Annotated in this window: 22 protein-coding genes and 1 pseudogene; 8 read left to right on the top strand and 15 right to left on the bottom strand. The window is 61.8% G+C overall.

The window, feature by feature from the left end; all coding sequences use genetic code 11:
* Positions 1-22: 22 nt before the first annotated feature.
* The 3 genes from RSO67_RS01280 (at position 23) to RSO67_RS01270 (ending at position 2,391) form a co-directional block, all read left to right on the top strand.
* The gene (locus tag RSO67_RS01280; protein WP_315842006.1) at positions 23-508 is read left to right on the top strand and encodes a hypothetical protein; all 486 of its coding nucleotides are present in this window, start codon (positions 23-25) and stop codon (positions 506-508) included.
* 219 nt (positions 509-727) lie between these two features.
* On the top strand, positions 728-1,414 hold the full coding sequence (locus tag RSO67_RS01275) for a DUF2147 domain-containing protein (protein ID WP_315842005.1): 687 nt from the start codon (positions 728-730) through the stop codon (positions 1,412-1,414).
* A gap of 182 nt (positions 1,415-1,596) precedes the next feature.
* The gene (locus RSO67_RS01270; RefSeq protein ID WP_315842004.1) at positions 1,597-2,391 is read left to right on the top strand and encodes a transporter substrate-binding domain-containing protein; all 795 of its coding nucleotides are present in this window, start codon (positions 1,597-1,599) and stop codon (positions 2,389-2,391) included.
* 53 nt (positions 2,392-2,444) lie between these two features.
* Here RSO67_RS01270 and RSO67_RS01265 read toward each other — a convergent pair whose 3' ends face one another.
* Positions 2,445-3,458, bottom strand: coding sequence for a 1-aminocyclopropane-1-carboxylate deaminase (locus RSO67_RS01265; protein ID WP_068731723.1), 1,014 nt, complete (start codon positions 3,456-3,458; stop codon positions 2,445-2,447).
* A gap of 156 nt (positions 3,459-3,614) precedes the next feature.
* Between RSO67_RS01265 and RSO67_RS01260 the strand changes: the two genes are divergently transcribed.
* Positions 3,615-4,079, top strand: a complete 465-nt coding sequence (locus tag RSO67_RS01260; protein WP_089264361.1) for an Lrp/AsnC family transcriptional regulator — start codon at positions 3,615-3,617, stop codon at positions 4,077-4,079.
* 39 nt (positions 4,080-4,118) lie between these two features.
* Here RSO67_RS01260 and RSO67_RS01255 read toward each other — a convergent pair whose 3' ends face one another.
* Together RSO67_RS01255 and RSO67_RS01250 are read right to left on the bottom strand one after the other, a co-directional pair.
* Positions 4,119-4,523 (bottom strand): cupin domain-containing protein, encoded by a 405-nt coding sequence (locus tag RSO67_RS01255; protein WP_315842003.1) that lies wholly within the window; start codon positions 4,521-4,523, stop codon positions 4,119-4,121.
* 139 nt (positions 4,524-4,662) lie between these two features.
* A complete protein-coding gene (locus RSO67_RS01250; protein ID WP_089264363.1) occupies positions 4,663-5,361 on the bottom strand; it encodes a ribonuclease activity regulator RraA in 699 nt (232 codons plus the stop codon).
* A 252-nt stretch (positions 5,362-5,613) separates the two neighbouring features.
* On the opposite strand from RSO67_RS01250, the gene pxpB reads away from it, so the two are divergent.
* Genes pxpB through RSO67_RS01235 form a run of 3 tightly spaced genes read left to right on the top strand, consistent with a single transcriptional unit; the run spans position 5,614 to position 8,190 of the window.
* Entirely contained in the window at positions 5,614-6,345 is a 732-nt protein-coding gene (pxpB, locus tag RSO67_RS01245) for a 5-oxoprolinase subunit PxpB (RefSeq protein ID WP_315842002.1), read from the top strand.
* Positions 6,342-7,388, top strand: coding sequence for a biotin-dependent carboxyltransferase family protein (locus RSO67_RS01240; RefSeq protein WP_315842001.1), 1,047 nt, complete (start codon positions 6,342-6,344; stop codon positions 7,386-7,388). Before pxpB ends, RSO67_RS01240 begins: the two co-directional genes overlap by 4 nt.
* 31 nt (positions 7,389-7,419) lie before the next feature.
* Positions 7,420-8,190 carry a 5-oxoprolinase subunit PxpA gene (locus RSO67_RS01235; protein WP_315842000.1) on the top strand — a complete coding sequence of 257 codons (771 nt, stop codon included), beginning with the start codon at positions 7,420-7,422 and terminating at the stop codon, positions 8,188-8,190.
* A gap of 166 nt (positions 8,191-8,356) precedes the next feature.
* On the opposite strand, the gene RSO67_RS01230 is transcribed toward RSO67_RS01235, so the two are convergent.
* The 12 genes and pseudogenes from RSO67_RS01230 to RSO67_RS01175 form a co-directional block, all read right to left on the bottom strand.
* On the bottom strand, positions 8,357-9,397 hold the full coding sequence (locus RSO67_RS01230; protein ID WP_315841999.1) for an aliphatic amidase: 1,041 nt from the start codon (positions 9,395-9,397) through the stop codon (positions 8,357-8,359).
* Between the two features lie 143 nt (positions 9,398-9,540).
* The gene (locus tag RSO67_RS01225) at positions 9,541-10,485 is read right to left on the bottom strand and encodes an ABC transporter substrate-binding protein (RefSeq protein WP_315841998.1); all 945 of its coding nucleotides are present in this window, start codon (positions 10,483-10,485) and stop codon (positions 9,541-9,543) included.
* Positions 10,482-11,576 (bottom strand): LLM class flavin-dependent oxidoreductase, encoded by a 1,095-nt coding sequence (locus tag RSO67_RS01220; protein ID WP_315841997.1) that lies wholly within the window; start codon positions 11,574-11,576, stop codon positions 10,482-10,484. Before RSO67_RS01220 ends, RSO67_RS01225 begins: the two co-directional genes overlap by 4 nt.
* A gap of 25 nt (positions 11,577-11,601) precedes the next feature.
* Positions 11,602-12,744, bottom strand: a complete 1,143-nt coding sequence (locus tag RSO67_RS01215; RefSeq protein WP_315841996.1) for an acyl-CoA dehydrogenase family protein — start codon at positions 12,742-12,744, stop codon at positions 11,602-11,604.
* A gap of 168 nt (positions 12,745-12,912) precedes the next feature.
* Entirely contained in the window at positions 12,913-13,719 is an 807-nt protein-coding gene (locus RSO67_RS01210) for an ABC transporter ATP-binding protein (protein WP_315841995.1), read from the bottom strand.
* Positions 13,712-14,578, bottom strand: coding sequence for an ABC transporter permease (locus tag RSO67_RS01205; protein ID WP_410001866.1), 867 nt, complete (start codon positions 14,576-14,578; stop codon positions 13,712-13,714). The genes RSO67_RS01210 and RSO67_RS01205 overlap by 8 nt, the downstream gene beginning before the upstream one ends.
* Before the next feature lie 25 nt (positions 14,579-14,603).
* Complete coding sequence (locus tag RSO67_RS01200; protein WP_231080713.1) at positions 14,604-15,560, bottom strand: ABC transporter substrate-binding protein; 957 nt, start codon at positions 15,558-15,560, stop codon at positions 14,604-14,606.
* A gap of 107 nt (positions 15,561-15,667) precedes the next feature.
* Positions 15,668-15,980, bottom strand: a pseudogene (locus RSO67_RS01195) (transposase); the annotation flags it as partial.
* Positions 15,981-16,036: 56 nt separating this feature from the next.
* Complete coding sequence (locus tag RSO67_RS01190; RefSeq protein ID WP_315841993.1) at positions 16,037-16,423, bottom strand: limonene-1,2-epoxide hydrolase family protein; 387 nt, start codon at positions 16,421-16,423, stop codon at positions 16,037-16,039.
* 79 nt (positions 16,424-16,502) lie between these two features.
* Positions 16,503-17,174 carry a glutathione S-transferase family protein gene (locus tag RSO67_RS01185; protein ID WP_315841992.1) on the bottom strand — a complete coding sequence of 224 codons (672 nt, stop codon included), beginning with the start codon at positions 17,172-17,174 and terminating at the stop codon, positions 16,503-16,505.
* Positions 17,175-17,296: 122 nt separating this feature from the next.
* Complete coding sequence (locus tag RSO67_RS01180; protein WP_315841991.1) at positions 17,297-17,683, bottom strand: limonene-1,2-epoxide hydrolase family protein; 387 nt, start codon at positions 17,681-17,683, stop codon at positions 17,297-17,299.
* Between the two features lie 143 nt (positions 17,684-17,826).
* The gene (locus RSO67_RS01175) at positions 17,827-18,585 is read right to left on the bottom strand and encodes an SDR family NAD(P)-dependent oxidoreductase (protein ID WP_315841990.1); all 759 of its coding nucleotides are present in this window, start codon (positions 18,583-18,585) and stop codon (positions 17,827-17,829) included.
* Between the two features lie 166 nt (positions 18,586-18,751).
* Between RSO67_RS01175 and RSO67_RS01170 the strand changes: the two genes are divergently transcribed.
* Positions 18,752-19,648 carry an AraC family transcriptional regulator gene (locus RSO67_RS01170; protein WP_315844140.1) on the top strand — a complete coding sequence of 299 codons (897 nt, stop codon included), beginning with the start codon at positions 18,752-18,754 and terminating at the stop codon, positions 19,646-19,648.
* The last annotated feature ends 193 nt before the right edge of the window (positions 19,649-19,841 follow it).

Here is a 19,841-nt window from a genome sequence, read left to right as displayed (position 1 = left end):
AATTGCGGGGAGGCGCATTTCAATGACTCAGAACGATCCGACCGATCACGCCCTTGCGGCCATTGCGAGCATTCTCGACCGCAAGGAAGCGGAATCGCAGGTGGCCGAACACGGCGACACCGTGCCCGCTTCGATTACCGTCGTCACTGAAACTGTGGTCACCGAGACTGTATCCGTCATGGTCGCCGCCGAACCCGAAGCGCCGCTCGTCGAACATGAGTCGCCCTCCACGGTTCCAGAGGCCCTCGAGGTCGATGGCTACTCTCGTCTCGGTCCGGGGCCGCTCGATGCCATCCGCTTTCGCTGGACCGCACGCCGCGACGACGACGGCCAGTATTTCGTCGATGAAACCATCGGCAGTTCACGGCCGATTTCGTCAGGCCCGATGCCGCGTGACGAAATCATCGATTTCATCGATGGGCGCGAGCGCGCCGCTCGCGATCGTTTCGAGACGCTGAAGAGCCAGATGACCGTGGGCAGCAGCGCCCCGCGTTACAGCGACTACTGACGCAAGCCGGGCTTCAAGACGCCGCCGCCGTCCAGCGGCGGCGTTTGGGCCTGTCAGGCTGCCTCAAACAGCAAATGTCCGGCGCATGATTGAACCACTTCTTCAGTCGGCGCCACACACCAAAGCAATTGCAATTCCCCCTGAGTGACGCGGATCACAGTGTTCGGGCGCATCCGCGGCTCGGTTCAGGGTCAGGATTTCAACCGCTTTGGAGGACACATGAAGCCGCTCTTCGCCCTCGCCGCCATCCTGCTGGCCAGCACCGCCGCTCAGGCCGGCGACAGCTACTCCTTCGACATCGGTGGCCGCACCATTACCATCGAAGCGCCAAGCGACTGCAGTTCGACGGACTGCATTTCGGTTTCCATTCCCGGCGTCTACGAATATGGCACGAAGCGCAGCAAGCGCGAGCGTGACCGCGAGACGCGCGAGCAGGCCCCCAACGCTCCGCGATCCGAACAGACGGCCAAGCCTGTGGAGACGCAGAAGCCCGTTGTCGCCCCAAAGGAGGCGGCAGCTCCGGCGACACCTGTCACGCCATCCGTCGCGGTAGCCCCGCAGCCTGCCCCGGCTCCCGCGCCTGCCGAGAAATCTGCGCCCTCTACGGTCATCGCCAACGCACCGCCCACAGATCCCGTCAACAAGCAGGATTCGCCCGCACCGGTTACGCCTGCCGCCGCGACAACGCCGCTCGGCATCTGGATGACCGAGAAGAAGGAAGGCAAGGTTCGCATCGAACAATGCGGCGCCAATCTGTGCGGCTATTCGATGAATGCCAAGACCGAGGCAAATGGGGAGAAGGTGCTGATCAACATGAAGCCCGGCAACAACAAATGGGCCGGCAAGATCTTCGATCCGAACAGCGGCAGCACCTACGAGATCGACCATCGCCCTGAAGGGCAGTGACACGCTGCGTGTTCAGGGCTGCGCCTTCGGCGGCATGTTCTGCGGCGGCCAGACCTGGACGCGGGTGAACTGATCGCAGCAGACGCGCTCGTCGATTGAAAGGTCCGACATCCCCTGTAAGCTGATCGTAACGCGGTGCGCCCCTGAACGGTGCGCTCCGCAATACAAACGGGGGAGACGTCATGATCCGGATCACCGCCGCCTGGCTGGCAGCCTGCCTGCTGTTCGCGGCGCCCTTGCAGGCACAGACGCCGGCCCCTGCGCCCTCACCGTCCCGCCTCGACGATATCATTGCCCGGGGGACGCTGCGTGTTGGATTGACCGGCGACTACATGCCGTTCAGCGCGTTCGATCCGGCCACGACATCGTTCAAGGGCTTCGACGTGGAGATGGCGGAATCGCTCGGAAAAGCACTCGGCGTCAAGGTCGACTACGTGAAGACCAGCTGGCCAAAACTGTCGGCGGACTTTGCGGCAGACCAGTTCGACATGGTGATGGGCGGCGTGTCGATCACTCTCGACCGGCAGAAGAAGGGTGTGTTCTCGATCCCCATCATGCGCGAGGGCAAGACGCCGATCGCGCGCTGTGCTGATACCGGGAAATTCGGCACGCTCGCGGAGATCGATCGGCCCGGCGTCAAGGTGATCGTGAATCCCGGCGGCACCAACGAGCGCTTTGCACGGACGCATATCAAATCGGCCGAGATCACCGTCTTCAACGACAACACCCGCATCTTCGACGAGATCGCACAGGGCCGTGCCGACCTGATGATGACTGATGCGTCAGAGACCCGCTATCAGCAGAAGCTGCATCACGGTGTACTCTGCGCCGTGCATCCCGACACGCCGTTCGACTTCGCCGAGAAGGCCTATTGGCTCCAGCGCGATGTCGCGCTGAAGGCCTTCGTCGATCAGTGGCTGCACATCATGCAGGAAGACGGCAGTTTCCGTGCGACCGTCAACCGCTGGTTCGAGTGACCGGAGGCAATCGGCGCGCCGGACGCAAAGCCGGCGCACGCGATGTGACCGCACTATCCATTACGGAACGCGTAGCCGTATCCATTCAGCGCCGGCGCGCCGCCGAGATGCGCATAGAGCACCTTGGATCCTTCAGGGAAGTAACCCTTCTGCACGAGGTCGATCATCCCCTGCATCGATTTCCCTTCATAGACAGGGTCGGTGATCATGCCCTCCAGGCGCGCGCAGAGACGGATGGCGTCCTTGGTCTCTTCCGATGGCACGCCATAAACGGGATAGGCGTAGTCCTCGATCAGCACCACATCATCCTCGACGAGATCTTTGCCTAATTTGACCAGCTTGGCGGTGTTCTGCGCGATCTCGAGTACCTGCGCCTTGGTCTGAGCCGGCGTGAAAGATGCGTCGATACCAATGACCCTGCGCTGGCGGTCGTCCTTGGCGAAGCCCACCAACATGCCGGCATGGGTTGAACCGGTCACGGTGCAGACGACAATGTAGTCGAACGCGAAGCCGAGTTCCTTCTCCTGCGCCCGGACTTCTTCGGCAAAGCCGACATAGCCGAGACCGCCGAATTTATGCACGGAGGCACCGGCCGGAATGGCGTAGGGTTTGCCGCCCTTTGCTTTCACATCCTCGATCGCCTCTTCCCAGCTATGGCGGATGCCGATGTCAAAGCCTTCGTCGACGAGCTGCACATCCGCGCCCATGATCCGGCTGAGCATGATGTTGCCGACACGGTCGTAGACGGCATCCTCATGCGGCACCCAGCTCTCCTGCACCAGCCGGCACTTCATACCGATCTTGGCCGCAACGGCGGCGACCATGCGGGTGTGATTTGATTGCACGCCGCCGATCGACACCAGCGTATCGGCGTTCGACGCGATGGCATCGGGGATGATGTATTCGAGCTTGCGCAGCTTGTTGCCGCCATAGGCCAGCCCGGAATTGCAGTCCTCGCGCTTGGCGTAGAGTTCGACCTTACCGCCGAGATGGGCCGAGAGCTTCTCCAGCTTCTCGATATAGGTGGGTCCAAAGGTGAGCGGATAGCGTTCGAAGCCTTCGAGCATGTGACACCTGTTGTCGTGAAAACTGGCGCTACAGCTAGCATTTTCGGTGCGGAAGGTGCTTTCAAAGATATGGCAGTGATCTGGCATATATCGTACTATATCCATCAAAGATGGAAGTAACGCGCATTAAACTCCAAAACTTCGGAAGATTCTTTCATGGCAGAAAATCTGGATAAAATCGGACTTCGCATGCTCCATTTGCTGCAGAAAGACGGGCGTCTGAGCAATGCCGATCTCGCCGCGAAGGTAAATGTCAGTCCCGCCACCTGTCATCGCCGCACGCAGCAGCTGTTTGACGAAGGCTATATCAGGAACACACGTGCCATCATTGCGCCCGAGAAGGTCAACCGCGGCGCGCTGGTCATGGTCGGTGTCGTGCTCGATCGCTCGACGCCGGAAAGCTTTGCAGTGTTTGAAAAGGCGGTGGCCAAACTGAAATTCGTTCTCGATTGCCACCTGGTCGCCGGCGACTTCGACTATTTCCTAAAAATCCGCGTCGGCGACATGGCCGATTTCAATCGTATCCACGGCACGCAGCTCATCGCGCTGCCCGGCGTCCGTCAGACCCGGACCTTTTTCGTCATGAAAGAGGTGGTGGACAATGCGCCGCTGGACTTTTGAACCCAGCGTCGTCCTCGTACCCGGCAATGCCTGGCCGTCCTAACCGACCGGCTTCGCATATTGTTCGTCGCTGACCTTTTCCATCCAGTCCGCGGTCTTGCCGTCGAGCGCTTCCTGCATGGCGATATGGGTCATGCCGGTGGTCGGCGCCGCGCCGTGCCAGTGTTTCTCGGCCGGTGGAATCCAGACGGTGTCGCCCGGCTTGATCTCGACGACCGGCTCGCCCTCGGTCTGAAAGCGGCCGACACCTGCGATCACGTAGAGCGTTTGCCCGAACGGGTGGGTGTGCCAGGCGGTGCGTGCGCCCGGTTCGAAGCTGACGCGGAAGGTCACCAGCCGCGCCGGCGCTTCCGCGACAATGACCGGGTCCTGCCAGACCGTGCCCGTGAAGTATTCCTCTGGCGCCCTTTTGGTCGGGCGCGAACCTGCGGGGAAAAGCTTCATGGCACGGTCTCCAATCTCTGGCCCTCATGGTGAGGAGGCGCGCAGCGCCGTCTCGAACCATGAGGGATGAACACTCCCTCGCCCTTCGAGACGCGGCCAAGCGGCCGCTCCTCAGGACGAGGGTATTTGAGTTGGTTGGTTACTTCTTCGACGCGGCGTAACGCGCCTTGGTCTCGGCATTCATCGGATACAGGCCGGGCAGCGTGGCGCCGTTGTTCACTTCGTTGACGATCCAGGCTTCCATGCGCTCCTGCTCGGCGCCTTCGGCCAGGATGAGATCGAGGAAGGCCTTCGGGATCACGACAGCGCCGTCCTGATCGGCGACGATGACGTCGTCCGGGAAGATGGCAACGCCGCCGCAACCGATCGGTTCACCCCAGCCGACAAAGGTCAGGCCGGCAACCGACGGCGGAGCGGCATAGCCGTCGCACCAGACCGGCAGATTGGTGCCGAGCACGCCTTCGATGTCACGCACCACGCCGTCGGTGATCAGCGCAGCGACGCCGCGCTTCTGCATGCGGGCGCAGAGGATGTCGCCGAAGATGCCGGCATCGGTGATGCCCATGGCATCGACCACAGCAATGCAACCTTCCGGCATGGCTTCGATGGCGGTACGGGTCGAGATCGGCGACGACCACGATTCCGGAGTGGCGAGATCCTCGCGCGCCGGCACAAAACGGAGGGTGAAGGCCGGACCGACGAGACGGGGCTGACCGGGGCGCAGCGGCTTGGCGCCGCGCAGCCAGACATTGCGCAGGCCCTTCTTCAGGAGAACGGTGGTGATGGTCGCGGTGGTGACCTTCGACAGGGTGGCAATGGCTTCGGGTGTCAGGGACATACGCAGGGCTCTTCAGGTCAGAGGATGCAGGACGTTGGACTTACGGCGGCGCATCTTGCGGTGGAATGCCAGCGCGTCAAGGGCTGCTGCTTCAAAGCGCCATGCAATGTGATGAAACCTCTGCGATCAGTACGGCTTATCGCCAACATGCGTATTAATTTATTGAAGATGCACGGCTATTTTCAGATTGCGAATTCCACTCGCTGGTAAAACGCGCTATGCATGGTTGTCCAATACTGACGTTGTGAGGCCATGGTCGCAGCTCTCTCCCCGCCCCGCATTCTGCCGTCAGGCGATGCTGCCATCACCGTCGAATTCAGCCGGACCATCGACGAGGAAGCCAACCGCCGCGTGCTGGCGCTCGACAAACTCGTCGCGTCGGCCGGCCTTGCTGCCGTCACCGAAACCGTGCCGACCTATCGCTCCCTTCTGGTGCATTACGATCCGCTGCAGATCGGCTTCGACGCTTTGGGTGAGAAGCTGACCGAACTGGCACTCCAGCCGCTCCCCGAAGCCAAGGCGGCCCGGCGCTGGCGCATCCCCGTCGCCTATGGCGGCGAGAACGGCATTGATCTCGAAGACGTCGCCAAGGCACTGAACATCACACCGGACGAAGTCGTCGCGCGCCATGTGGGCGGCGACTACAAAGTGGCGATGATCGGCTTCACCCCGGGCTGGTCCTATCTCAGCGGGCTGCCGAGTTCGATGCAGATGTCACGCCGGCAGAATCCCCGGCTGCTGACACCGCCCGGAACGATCTCCATCGGCGGCATCCAGACCGGCGTGCAATGCCTCGCCGGCCCCAGCGGCTGGCATCTGCTCGGACGGACCGCCGTGCGCACCTATCAGCTCAGCCGCGATCCCATCTTCCTGCTTGAACCCGGCGACGCAATCACCTTCGCGGCTGTCGATGAGAAGACCTTTGCCGAACAGGACCGCGCGGCCGAAGCCGGTGCATTCGTCGCGGAGCTGATCGCGTCATGAGCAAGCTCATCGTCACGTCCGTGAGCCCCGGCACGTCCGTGCAGGATGTCGGCCGGTTCGGCGCCCAGCGCTACGGCCTGGTGCCATCGGGCGCCGTCGATCGACTGGCGATGGCCGCCGCCAATGCCCTGCTGGGCAACACGCTGTTCGCAGCCACCATCGAACTCGGCCCGCTCAATTCGGTCTTCACCGCCAAAGGCGGCGCTGTTCGGATTTCGCTCACCGGTGCAACGCGGCCGGCCGATATCGCCGGCACGCCCTTCAACGTCAACACATCCGTCACGCTGGCCGATGGCGAGAGCCTCAATCTCGGCGTCGCCCGCGCCGGCACCTTCGGCTATCTCGCCATCGAGGGCGGGATCCGCGGCGAGCCAATGTTCGGCAGCCTGGCCGTGAATGCCCGCGCCGGTCTCGGCAGTCCCTATCCGCGACCGCTGCAGGCCGGCGACGAATTGCCGGTGGCGACGGCCAGCAGCGCCAACGAGAAGCGCATCGACCTGCCCGCGCCGGTCGAGGGTCCAATCCGCGTGGTGCTTGGGCCTCAGGACGACGAATTCGGTGACGCCAAGGATCTGTTCCTGAATAGCGACTGGAAGATTTCGGCGACCAGCGATCGCATGGGCTATCGCCTCGAAGGCCCCGTGATCAAACATCTGCACGGCCACAACATCGTCTCCGACGGCACCGTGAACGGCTCGATCCAGGTACCCGGCAACGGCCAGCCCATCGTGCTGATGCCCGACCGTGGCACATCAGGCGGCTATCCGAAAATCGCGACCGTGATCTCGACCGATCTCGGCCGCTTCGGCCAGACCCAGCCGGGCCGTGCTTTCCGCTTCAAGGCCATCTCCATGGCCGAAGCGCAGGCTGAATACCGCGCCTTCGCCGAACTGCTGCAGAGCCTGCCCGGCCGTGTCCATGATTCCAACATCCTGATGCTGGACATCAAGGCGCTGCTGTCGGCCAATGTCGCTGGCACCGCAGTCAGCGCGATCGACGTCGAGACGTGGCAGGCGCCGCAGCCGGCAGACGCGCAAGACTGATTTCGAACCCTATTTACGAAAGAGCACGACCATGGCGACCATCGATCTCAACTGCGACCTCGGCGAAAGCTTCGGCATGTGGGAGATGGGCAATGACGCCGCGATGATCGAGCTCGCAAGCTCGGTGAACATCGCCTGCGGTTATCACGCCGGCGACGCCGATGTAATGCGCAAGACCGTGCAACTCGCCAAGGCACGCAATGTCAGGATCGGTGCCCATCCCGGCTATCGCGATCTGCACGGCTTCGGCCGCCGCCCCATCGTCGGCCTCACCGCGCTCGAGATCGAAAACCTGATCGCCTACCAGATCGGCGCCTTGCAGGCGATCGCCGCCATGGAAGGCTACAAGGTCACCCACGTGAAGGCGCACGGCGCGATCTCCAACGTCGCCTGCGAGGACGACATGACCGCGCGCGCCATCGCCGCCGGCATCAAAGCCGTCGACCGCAATCTGACCTTCGTGGTGCTGGCGAATTCCAAGCTCGTGACCGCAGGCGAAGCCGCCGGACTCCCGTTGGCACATGAAGTGTTCGCCGACCGCGCCTATGAGGACAACGGCAATCTCGTCTCGCGCAAGAAGCCCGGCGCGGTGCTACACGATCCCGTCATGGTCGCTGATCGCGTGGTGAAGATGGCACAGACCGGCGAAGTCATCTCGATCACCGGCAAGGTGATCAAGATGAAGATGGACACCGTGTGCATTCACGGCGACACGCCGGGAGCCGTGGAGCTCGGCCGCCATGTGCGCGATGGATTGAAAAAGGCGGGCATCGACGTGGCGCCGTTCAAGACGGTACTTTGAAATGAACTGTCATTCCGGGGCGCGGCCGGCTCTTGCTGGACGCGAACCCGGAATCCCGAAATGGAAGTCACCTCTCTGCCGCCCGGTACGTCGAGATGATGAACATGCCCAGATTCCGGGTTCGTCCGCGCAAGGTGCGCGGCCGCCCCGGAATGACGAGGTTGGACTACCTGTCGTTCAACATCCCCTCATGCGGCAGTCCCTCGATCGGGCATTCCTCGACACCGACCGTCGTCCGCGTGAAGGCCTCGACATTCTCGCGCGCCTTGTCGGGATTGTTGACCCAGTTCGCATAGAAATCGAACGGACACGCTGCGACACCCTTGTTGCTTTCGCCGGAATTGATCGTGCCGGTGTAGCCGCGATGCAGCAGCTTGAAGAGATGGTTCTCCGACTGCCCGGTGCGGCGCGCGTCGCGGATCAGCGATTTCGACAGTGCCGCATATTGAATGCCGTAATCTTCCTCGCCGCATTCGCCGAGCGTGCGGCCATCGAAACCGATGATCGCCGAATGGCCGAAATACGAATAGACGCCGTCGAAGCCTGAGGCATTGGCAACGGCAACATAAGTGTTGTTGGCCCAGGCCATCGCCTTGGCCATCAGCACCTGCTGATCCTTGGCCGGATACATGTAGCCCTGGCAGCGCACGATCAGCTCGGCACCCTTCATGGCGCAGTCGCGCCAGATTTCGGGATAGTTGCCGTCGTCACAGATGATCAGCGAGACCTTGAGGCCCTTCGGTCCTTCGGAGACATAAGTGCAGTTGCCGGGATACCAGCCCTCGATGGGTACCCACGGCATGATCTTGCGATATTTCTGAACGATCTCACCCTTGTCGTTCATCAGGATCAACGTGTTGTACGGCGCCTTGTGCGGATGCTGCTCGTGCCGCTCGCCGGTCAGCGAGAACACGCCCCAGACTTTTGCCTTGCGGCACGCCTCGGCAAAGATCTCCGTCTCGTCGCCGGGCACCAGAGATGCGGTCTCATACATCTCCTTCTCGTCATACATGATGCCCTGGGTCGAATATTCCGGGAACACCACCAGATCCATGCCGGGCAGACCGATCTTCATGCCAACGATCATGTCGGCGATCTTCTGCGCATTGGCCAACACCTCAGCCTTCGTGTGAAGCCGCGGCATCTTGTAATTCACGACGGCGACGCCGACCGCGTCCTTGCTGGATGAAATATCGCCGTGATGCATCTGCGCTGGTCTCCGTTGCCGGGCGATGGTGGGCCGACGGAGGGAGACCGGGAATACGTGGATTTACGGATGTGAGAAGCGCTGGCCCCTCAGCACGTCGTCCCCGCGAAGGCGGGGACGACGGTCGAGAGTGCAGAGGGATGCTACAACCCCGCACCCTTCCCAATCGCATCGTTGAACGACCGGTCCACCAGTACGGCGGCGTCGAGCTTCTGCTTGATCAGACCGCTGCGCAGATAGAGATCGATCGTCTTCTGCTCATCGGCGACGACGCCATCATCGACCGGCGCGATCCTGATCTTGGCGCGTGTCAGCCAGTTCAGCGGCACCGACGGCGCCACGTTCATCAGCTTGCCCCAGGTCTGCGCGTAGGCGTCCGCGTTGTTCAGCGCCCAGGCGCGGGCTGCGGTGAGGCGGCGGAGATAGTCCTCGAGCTCAGCATGCTTGTCGCGGATCGCATTCGGCGTCGCCACCACGAAGCTCAGCCCCGATGTCAGGCCCTCGGCATTGAGCAGAACGCGCGACTGGAACAGCACCTCTTCCTGGCTCACATAGGGCTCCCAGGTCGACCACGCATCGACCGAGCCGCGGGTATAAGCGACCTTGGCGTCCGACGGAGCGAGGAACACAATCTGCACATCGTTCGCCGTCCAGCCCTTCTGCTCCAGCGCGGCGAGAATGAGCTGATGCCCGATCGAGCCGCGGCCGGTGGCGATCTTCTTGCCCTTCAGATCGTCGAAGCTCTTGATCGTCGAGTCCTTCGGCACCAGCACGGCGAGACCGTCGCCGGTCTGCCGGATCGCGCCGATGGCCTTGACCGGCACATTGGCCGCCGCGGCAAACGTAAAGGGCGCATCGCCGACCAGCCCGCTATCGAGCGCGCCGGCGCCAAGCGCCTCCAGCAGCGGTGCTGCCGCCGCGAACTCCTTCCACTCGATCTTGTAAGGCACGTCCTTCAGCACGCCGGATGCTTCCATCACGGCGCGCGCATTTCCCTTCTGGTCGCCGACGATCAGCGTCGTCTCGGCATGCGCCGAAGATGCGAAGGCCGCGAGGATCAGGCCGGCGGCGAGGATGAGCCGTTTCATGCTGCGACAACTCCCTTGGCGGCGTCACGCGCGGCAATCAGTTCGCGGGTGCGCGGGATCAGTTCACGGCCGTAATCGATGGCGTCGATCAGGGGATCGAAACCGCGGATCAGGAAATGGCTGACGCCGAGATCGTAGTAGTCGGCGAACACTTCGGCGACCTGTTCGGGCGTTCCGACCAGCGCGGTGGTGTTGCTGTTCGCGCCGGTGAGCGCCGCCATTTCCGTCCACAGCCGCTTGTCGATGCGGGTGCCCTGCTCGGCCAGCGCCAGCAGACGCTTCGCGCCGGCGGTGGCATGGCCATCGGCCGGCTTGCGATAGCCGGTCTTGTCCTGCAGCGCGGTGGCGCGGGCGAGAATGTCATCGGCCTTGGCCCAGGCTTTTTCCTCGGTGTCGGCGATGATCGGGCGCACCGACAGGCTGAAGCGCGGCGCCGGCCGCCCATATTTGGCGGCGGCGGCGCGCACGCGGCCGGTGACGTCACGCACCTGCGCGTAGGATTCACCCCACAGCGCGAAGGTGTCGGCGTGCTTGCCCGACACGTCGATGGCCGCGTCCGACGCGCCGCCAACGAAGACGTGGATCGGCACGGTCGGCTTCACCTGCGAGAAGCCGCCCTCAACCTGATAATATTTGCCGGCATAGTCGAATGGTTTCTCGCTCGTCCATTCCTGCTTGATGATGTCGAGCCACTCGCCGGTGCGGGCATAACGCTCGTCCTTGTCGTCAAGCGTATTGCCGTCCTGCCGCAGCTCCTTGGCATTGCCGCCGGTGATGACATGCAGCGAGACGCGGCCGTTGTGGAAATTCTCGATGGTGGCGAGCTGGCGTGCGATGACGGTTGGTGCGGTAAAGCCTGGACGCTGTGCGATCATCACCTTCAGCTTCTCGGTCACGCCGAGCGCATGCTGCGCGACCTGCAGACCGTCCGGCGAGGTCGAATGGAAGGCGAGCAGCGCGCGGTCGAAGCCCGCGAGCTCATGCGCCTTCGCAACGGTCTCGATATAGGCGGGATCGAGGATCGGACCGGAGCGGACGCGGGTTTCGGATGCGTCATTATTGGTGATGAAGCCGATGAATTCGACGGACATGGGTCTCTCCACTTCCTGCTGTTGTTCAGATGCCGAGCGCGATGCGTCCGGCGGAAATCTTGGTGCTGTCGTCTTGCGGCGTGTGCACGCGGCCGCACAGAACGTCGCGATAATGCCGCTCTAGCGGATTGGCGCGGGTCAGTCCGTGATTGCTGGTCAGCGACAGCGCGTCCTCAACGACGGCGACGGCATTGTTGGTGACGGTGAGCTTGAGGATGTTTGCCTCAACTGGCGTCGGCGTAACACCGTCATCGATATCCCGTGCGAAGGTCTCGAGCAGCCGCGCATTCACCGCGAGCTTCGCCTCGATGCCGCCGACGATCTCCTGCGCCCGCGGCAGCGTTGCGAGCGGCGCGCCGAGACTCGATGGCGTGCGGGTCTTGAGAAAGTCGATCAGCCAGTCACGCGCCGCCCGCGCCACGCCGTCATAGACCGCACCGACGAGCACGGCCTGGGTGGTCGCCTGCGACACATCCGGCGCGCCCCACTCGCCGGGACGGCGCAGATCCACCTCGTTGTCGAGCGGAACGAGCACGTCGTCGAACACGACGTCATGGCTGCCGCTGGCGCGGAGGCCAAGATGATCCCAGGTCTCGACGATCTCCGTGCCCGGCAGACCCGCCGGCACCAGAAAGACGCCGACCCGCACGTCGGGCTCGTCCGTCTTCGCCCATACAGTGTACCATTTGAGGATCGGCGACCCGGTCGAATAGATCTTGCGGCCGGTAATGCGCCAGCCGTCGGCGGTGCGCTTCGCTGTGGTTTGAGGCAGACCGCCCCGCGATGGCGATCCCTGATCGGGCTCGACGCGCAATGCGTTGATCAGCGCCAAGCCATTCACGGCGTCGCGCGACACGCGCTGCGCCAGATGCGCAGGCCAATTGCCATTTCGCGTGATGACCAGATGGTGGATATAGTGCATCGCCAATACAAGCGCGGTCGCGGCATCGGCCTTGCCGACTGCGTTCACGACGCGCACAGCCTCGCGCACCCCGGCGCCCGCGCCGCCCAGGGCCTTTGGCACCGGCAGCGCCAGCAGGCCCGCCCCGGACAGTTCCTGAAAATTCTCGAATGGAAAACTTGCCGCACGATCATGCAATGGCGCACGTTCCGCAAAGCCCGGAACGAGCAAATTAACTCTGTCGATGATGCTGGGAACCGCGTCCATATCGTATTGCTTTCGGCTTCTCTAACCCTAGAGAATGCCGTTCGGCAGGCGTTACAAGCGGTACTCGGAAATAACGACAGCGGGACTGATGGGCCTCAGACCCGCAGGTGAAAATTCTCTCCGGTGACCTCAGGCGAGAATTTTATTCGCGCGTTTTTGAAGCCCGATTCAGGAATCTGCCGCGTTGCCCCGACTGCCGGCGATATGGCTCGTGAGCTTCTGAGTGACCTCGCGCCGCAATGCGTTGAATTCGGGCGATGCGACATCGCGCGGGCGCGGCAGATCGACCTCGATTTCGCAATCGATCCGGCCCGGCCCCGCTGACATCACGATCACGCGATCCGCCAGCATCACGGCTTCCTCGACTGAATGCGTCACGAAAATCACCGTGAGGCCGGTGGTGCGCCAGATCTCGACGAGTTCTTCCTGCAGCTTGCTGCGGGTCAGCGCATCGAGCGCGCCGAACGGCTCGTCCATCAGCAGCACGTCGGTGTCGTTGCTGAGCACACGCGCGATGGCGACGCGTTGTTTCATGCCGCCGGAGAGCTGGTGCGGATAGCGATCGGCAAAGGCCGTCAGTCCGACCATGGCCATGAACTTGTCGGTGAGTTCGTTCACGAGTTTGGTCGCAAGACGACGATGCTTGGGGCCGAAGCCGATATTGTCGCGCACGGTCAGCCACGGAAACAACGCGTAATCCTGAAACACCATGCCGCGATCCGGGCCCGGTCTGTCGACCGGAAAGCCGTACATGGTGACCGAGCCCTCAGTCGCTTTCTCGAAACCGGCGACGATGCGCAGCAAGGTGGACTTGCCGCAGCCCGACGCGCCGAGCAGACAAACGAACTCGCCCTTGCGGATGGTGAGATTGACACCGCGCAACGCCTCGACCGGGCCGTTGGAGGCTTGGTAGAATTTCTGCACGCCGCTCACTTCGAGGATGTCAGGCGCAATTATGGTCGGTCGATCAAGCATGATGCTGCGGGCTCCAGCGAAGGAAGTAGTTGCTGAGCATCAGCAGGATGCGATCTGACAGAAAGCCCGTGATGCCGATGATGATCATGCCGGTGATCACGAGATCGGTGCGCGACAGTGTGCGGCCATCCATGATGACGGCGCCGAGGCCTTCGGGCACGCCGGTCATCTCGCCGACCACGATGAGAATCCAGGCGAAACCGGCACCGAGACGAAGGCCATTGAAGATGCTCGGCAGCGCCGCCGGCAGCACGACCGAACGGAATTGCTGCGCGCCGCTGCAGCCGAGCATCTCGGCCGCCTCGAACAGCCTGATATCGACGGAGCGCACGCCGAATACGGTGTTGAGCAGGATCGGAAAGAACGCGCCGAGAAACACCAGGAAGATCGCCGCGCGCGGACCGAGGCCGAAGAAGATCATCGATAGCGGCAGCCATGCGGTGACCGGAATGGGCCGCAGCAGCGACAGCGTCGGATCGAGCAACTTGCGCAGCAGCGGCATGCGGCCGATCATCAGGCCAAGCGGAATGCCGATCGCCGCCGCGCAGAGAAAACCGCCATAGACCCGCTGCACGCTTTTCCAGAAATGGATCGGCAGGCTGGCGCTGTAGGCGTCGTCATAGATTCCGCCGAAAGCGAAATCCCACATCATCACGGCGACGCCATAGGGTGACGGCACCAGCCGCGTGCCGGTCCAGCGCACCATGACGTCCCAAATCACCATCAAGCAGACCGGCACGATCAGCGCGAGCGCGACTGTGCGCGCCCGCTGCACGCCCTGCCCGCGCTTCCCGGCCGCAGGCACCGGCGGGGTTTCCGCTACCGGCGCAAGCTGTACGCTGTTGGACGTATCGTCCATCGTGCTTTGCAGGCTCACGACGCGCTCACGTAGCCGCCAGCGCCTTCACGAAGCTGGCGTCGATGAAGGTCTTGTAGTCCGGCAACTGCCGGATCTGTTTCTTGGACAGCATCTGGCCGCCGTAATATTCCGCCTGCTTCATGAACTGATCGTCGATATTCCAGGTCAGCTCCACATTGGGGGCGGCCTTCTCGATCGACGGCTTCTGCTGGCCGAGCTTCTGCATGGCAATGGCGATAAAGGCTTCGCGGTCCTTCATGGCATATTCGCTGGCCAGGCGGTGGGTCTTGAGCAGCGCCTTGATGAGCTCGGGGTCTTTCTCGATCAGTTCGCGACGCGTGGCCAGCACCATGTTCAGCGAACCGGTCGGCGTGGTGTAGGGGTATTCAACGATCTGCCCGACGCCATTGGCGAGGCTGATGCCCGGGCCGGGCTCGGCACCCACATAGGCGTCGATATCGCCGCGGGCGAGCGCCGGCGCCATGTCGCTGAACGACAGACGCACGGACTCGACGTCCTTCACCGTCATGCCTTCGGCGGAGAGACGATCGAGGATCACGACTTCCTGGGTCGAGCCCGGCAGGATCGCGACTTTCTTGCCCTTCAGGTCCTTGATCGTATTGATCCCGGAATCCTTCTTGGCGACGACCGCCATGCCACGATTGCAGGCAGACGCGATCACCACGATCGGCTCACCATTGGCACCGCCGAGCGTCGCCGCGGCAAAACCGAAGATGCCAAAATCGACAGTACCGGTCACAACGGCGTTCTTGCCGTCGGTCGGGGTTTCAAACGGGATCACCTCGAACTTGACGCCATCAGGCGCGAATTTCTCGTAGAAATACGGCGTGACGCCGTGAATGAGCTTCAGCGTTCCGATCTTGACCACGCGGTCGGCGGCGAACGCCTTGATGCTGGTCGTGGACAGCGCCGCGGCCATGGCCGTTAGGCGGATGAAATCACGTCGGTTGGTGCTGTACATGTCATTCCCTCGGGCTGAACCGTGTGTCAGCCCAAAACGAATGCAATAACCATGCCTCGTATACAGCTATCGGTGGAGCGTGCCCCCGCCCGCAACGGACCATATTCGGCCGTAGACCCATAATTGCGTAACCACAGCCGTATTGAGGCGAGCTGGACCATTGCGATGAAGTTGGCGGCCAGCTTGTCATAGCGTGTGGCGACACGGCGGAACTGCTTGAGCTTGGAGAAGAACCACTCAATCAGGTTTGGTTCGCAATACAGCCGCTTGCTGAAGCAGGTTTCCATTTCCTATTTGATTTAGCCGGAATGTTGGGTATAGCGCCCTGCGCCTCGATTAGCTCGCGGAGGCGATCGGCGTCGTAAGCTTGTCTGCCACCACGATGGTGCGTGGGCCGAGATGATCAAGCAGCCAGTCGGCACTCGCCTCCAGACAGTCGTTCTTGCTTAGAGAATAGCAGGCTGGAATTGCACTTGTCAGCCAGCCCCTAATTTTGAGACAGCGTTGACATCAACGTAGTCACGCCAAGCTACAATATGATCCCCGTCGAGTTCATAGATCCCCATTAATGTCACTCGTCCGATCTCGCTGCCGTCGGCGCGCTCAAACCGGTCTAGCCGTTCTGTGAGTACACGATTGCCGTCCGCGGCAATTGCAAGCATGTCGATGTGAACTGTGGCAATTCCCATGGACTTTTCTAGCTCATCGATCATGCTGATCGCTTCGTCGATGCCGGTGGTCCGTGAGATACCCTCATTGATCCAAACGGTCTCGGGTGTGAACCAGCGCCGCACGGCAGGCCTGCCACCGTCCTCTGAGAAAGCGGCGCAAAATTCGGTAATTATTTCGGTAGGTGTAGGCATTGCAACGTTCTTCCCTTTTTGAGTGAACGGCCCATCAGGTTTACGAGGATCGGAACGGACGGCTCTTTTTGAGCAGCACTCAAGCCGCTAGGAGCGCCCGATGCTGATGTAGGTGTTGCCGGAATCGCGCAGCATAGTCTTTTGCCGCCGCAGCACGGACGCTCGGTCGAGCCCCCAGCGCTGCCCGCCACGCTGAAACGCGGGTAAACCCCTCGAAAGTCGGCTGCGATATGGTCGGATCGAGAATGTCGAAGTAGCGAAACACAGGCGCGAACACCGCATCGACCATGCTGAAAGCGACACCGCCGAAATAGGGTCCTTCCACAACCGCCTCCAGTCGTTGGAGCCTATCCCGGAACGCAGCCTGCTTTGCATCAGCGGTCGGGCGATCTGTGGCGTTGAGGTACTGCCAGGCGTCGGCGAGGGTCGCTGTGCCAAACTCGATCCAACCCCGCTGCCGGGCGCGAGTCAGCGCATCGTCCGAGTACAGCCTCACGCCACCGTGAGTTTCCTCGAGGAACTCGCAGATCGCCATGCTTTCGAAGAGAACGGCGTCCGCCCCATCAGCCTGGGTTACCTTGAGTAGCGGCACCTTGCCGGTTGGCGAAAGCGCCAGAAACCAGTCGGGCTTGGCCGCGAGATCGACGTCAATCCTGTCGAAGGACACGCCCTTTTCGAGAAGGACGATCGCCGCCCGTTGCACGAATGGGCATAGCGGATGACTGACAAGCGTCAAGCTGGCGTTGGGCATGATGGTCTCTTCAAGTTCGATGAACGGGGCGATGCGGGCGTTCGCCCAACTGATATCGTCGGAAATGATGACGGCGACGGTACCGCCGACATCGTTCGTTAGGCGCAGGCCGAGGCCATTACTTATTTCTTCGCTATTTTTTTGGCGAAGTTGACGTCGAAGTAGTCACGCCACGCGACGATGCAATCGCCTTCTATCTCAAAGATGCCCATCAACTTCGCTGCGGCGACCTCGCTCCCATCAGCGCGCACAAAACGGTCCAGTCGCTCGGTCAACACGCGATTTCCGTCCGCAGCAATAGCAAGAATGTCAAAATGGACTGCCGCGATGTCCGGAGATCTGCCAGGCCGCTCAAGGAAAGCTATCGCCTCTTCGATGCCAGTCGTAGTCGACACGCCTTCATTGACCCAGACCGTCTTGGGGGTAAACCATCGCCGAATTGCGGCTTTCCCGTTATCCTGAGGGAAAGCAGCGCTAAAGGCTGTGACGATTTCGATTGGTGTTGGCATCTTACTATCTCTCATTTTGCTAGACGTGTCGCACGTCTGAGACCAGGCCCCCGTGGAGAACATTACGGCCGCTATCGCTGCAAGCGCATACTTCATCTGAAAAATCCCTCGGTAGAGTTGCATTGAAATGCCAGTGATTGGAGCTACAGCAACTGCCCGCCCGAAATGTCGAAGGTCGTACCGTTTGCCCAGCCCATATCATCGGACAGGATGGCCGCGACGGCACCGCCGACATCGTCCGGTAGGCCCACGCGACCCAGCGCGATGCTCTGCGCCACATAGGCGTTGACATCGGCATTGTCGCGCACCGCACCGCCGCCAAAGTCGGTCGCAATGGCGCCGGGCGCAATCGCGTTGACCCGGATACGGCGTGCGCCGAGTTCGACCGCCATGTAGCGAGTCAGTACCTCGACCGCAGCCTTCATCGCCGCATAGAGGCTGTAGCCTGGCAGCGTGAAGCGCACGAACCCGGACGAGACGTTCAGGATGCGCCCGCCGTCCTTGATAAGGGACAGAAGCTTCTGAGTCAGGAAGACCGGTCCGCGCAGATGTGTGGCGACGAGCGATTCGAATTGTTCTTCGGTCGCCTCGGCGAAGCTGGCGAAAAGACCGTTGCCGGCATTGTTGACGAGAAGGTCGAACCGCTCGCGGTCGAAATCGGTCTTCAGGGTTTCGGCCAGCTTCTCTGCAAATGTCGGGAAGCTTGCCGTATCGGTGACGTCGAGCGCCAGCATGGCGGCCCTGCTACCCAACGTCTCGATCTCCTGGCACAGCGCGTCGGCTTCCGCCGCGCCGCTGCGGTAGGTGCCGACGATATGGACACCGCGTTTGGCAAGATGCAGCGCCATATTGCGGCCGAGGCCGCGGCTGGCGCCGGTGATTAGTGCGATTTGATTGGTCAAAGCTTGCCTCTGTCGAAGGTTGTGCTGCGAAAGGAGAGATTTCCTCATCCGTGTGATGGTCCGAAAATAGTGGACGAGCGGCTTGCCGGCGCGCCTGATACGCTCAGAATCTTGCCTGATTGTCTCAACAGCTTGGCTTGAACTGGCGGAGGTGCTATTCTTGGGCATGACCACCGAACTAGCGCCGCACCTCGATATCGCTTGCCGCCACGCAAAAATGGGGTGGACGAACTCGTCAATACCGCGCCTCGACATCTGCGTCGGACAAGTTTCGATTGCGGCACCGTGCCTCTACCGGTCGATGGTTTGCTTTATCCTGCAGGGTTCAAAACGCGTCGCCATCAACAAGAGCCTTTTGAGCTACGACAGCGCGGAATATCTCATTAGTGCCCTAGATCTCCCGCTTATCGGTCAGATATGGGCTGCCGACGATGGGCAGCCGTACGTCGCGGTCTCGCTCGATCTAGACCCCGCAGTGTTGACAGAGGTAGTGGCTGCCATGCCACCCGTGCGGGAAAATGATCTTCAGGACGTCGGTATTGCGATCAACCCGATGACGGCTCCGCTGCGGGAGACATTGCTTCGCTTGCTGGCCTTGCTTGACACCCCTGATGATATCCCGGTTCTCGCACCGATGGTCGAGCGAGAGCTGATGTATCGTCTGCTGCAAGGCCCGCAGGGCAGACTGCTGCGTCAAATTGCACATCCCGACGGTGCGCTGAACAGGGTTCGGCGGGCCGTTGGATGGATCCGGGACAATTACAAGGCGCGGTTGCGCGTCGAAGCTCTGTGCGATGCAAGTGGAATGAGCCGGGCGAGCCTACATCGCCACTTCCTGGCCATCACCGGGGTGAGTCCTCTCCGATACCAGAAACAACTGCGCTTGCAGGAGGCTCGCCACCTACTTCTGGCTGGCGGCCGAAATGCCTCAGACGCTGGGTTTGCGGTCGGCTACGAAAGCGCCTCACAATTCAGCCGAGAGTATCAGCGTCAGTTCGGCGCTCCGCCCGCGCGTGACGTTCGTCAGATTAAGCATGTGATTGCGAGTGGGGCAGCAGCCTGAGCGGGCGTGCCGCGCGTTCGTCGCTCTGAGCCTGCCCGGCATTATCTTGGAACGTGAGAAGCCCTTCGACTTCCAGAGCACGATCGCTTTCGAGAAAGCCGACTCCACAAGCTGATAGCGGCTATACCCGCTCGCGCGCCCTAAGGCCGCCGGTCCGCGATCAACAAGTTGCGGACGTTCCCGTTTATGAGTT

This window comes from Tardiphaga sp. 709 (assembly GCF_032401055.1).
In the GTDB taxonomy this organism is placed as follows: domain Bacteria; phylum Pseudomonadota; class Alphaproteobacteria; order Rhizobiales; family Xanthobacteraceae; genus Tardiphaga.
Note: the sequence above shows the minus strand (reverse complement) of the source record. Positions and strands in the feature narration are given on the sequence as shown.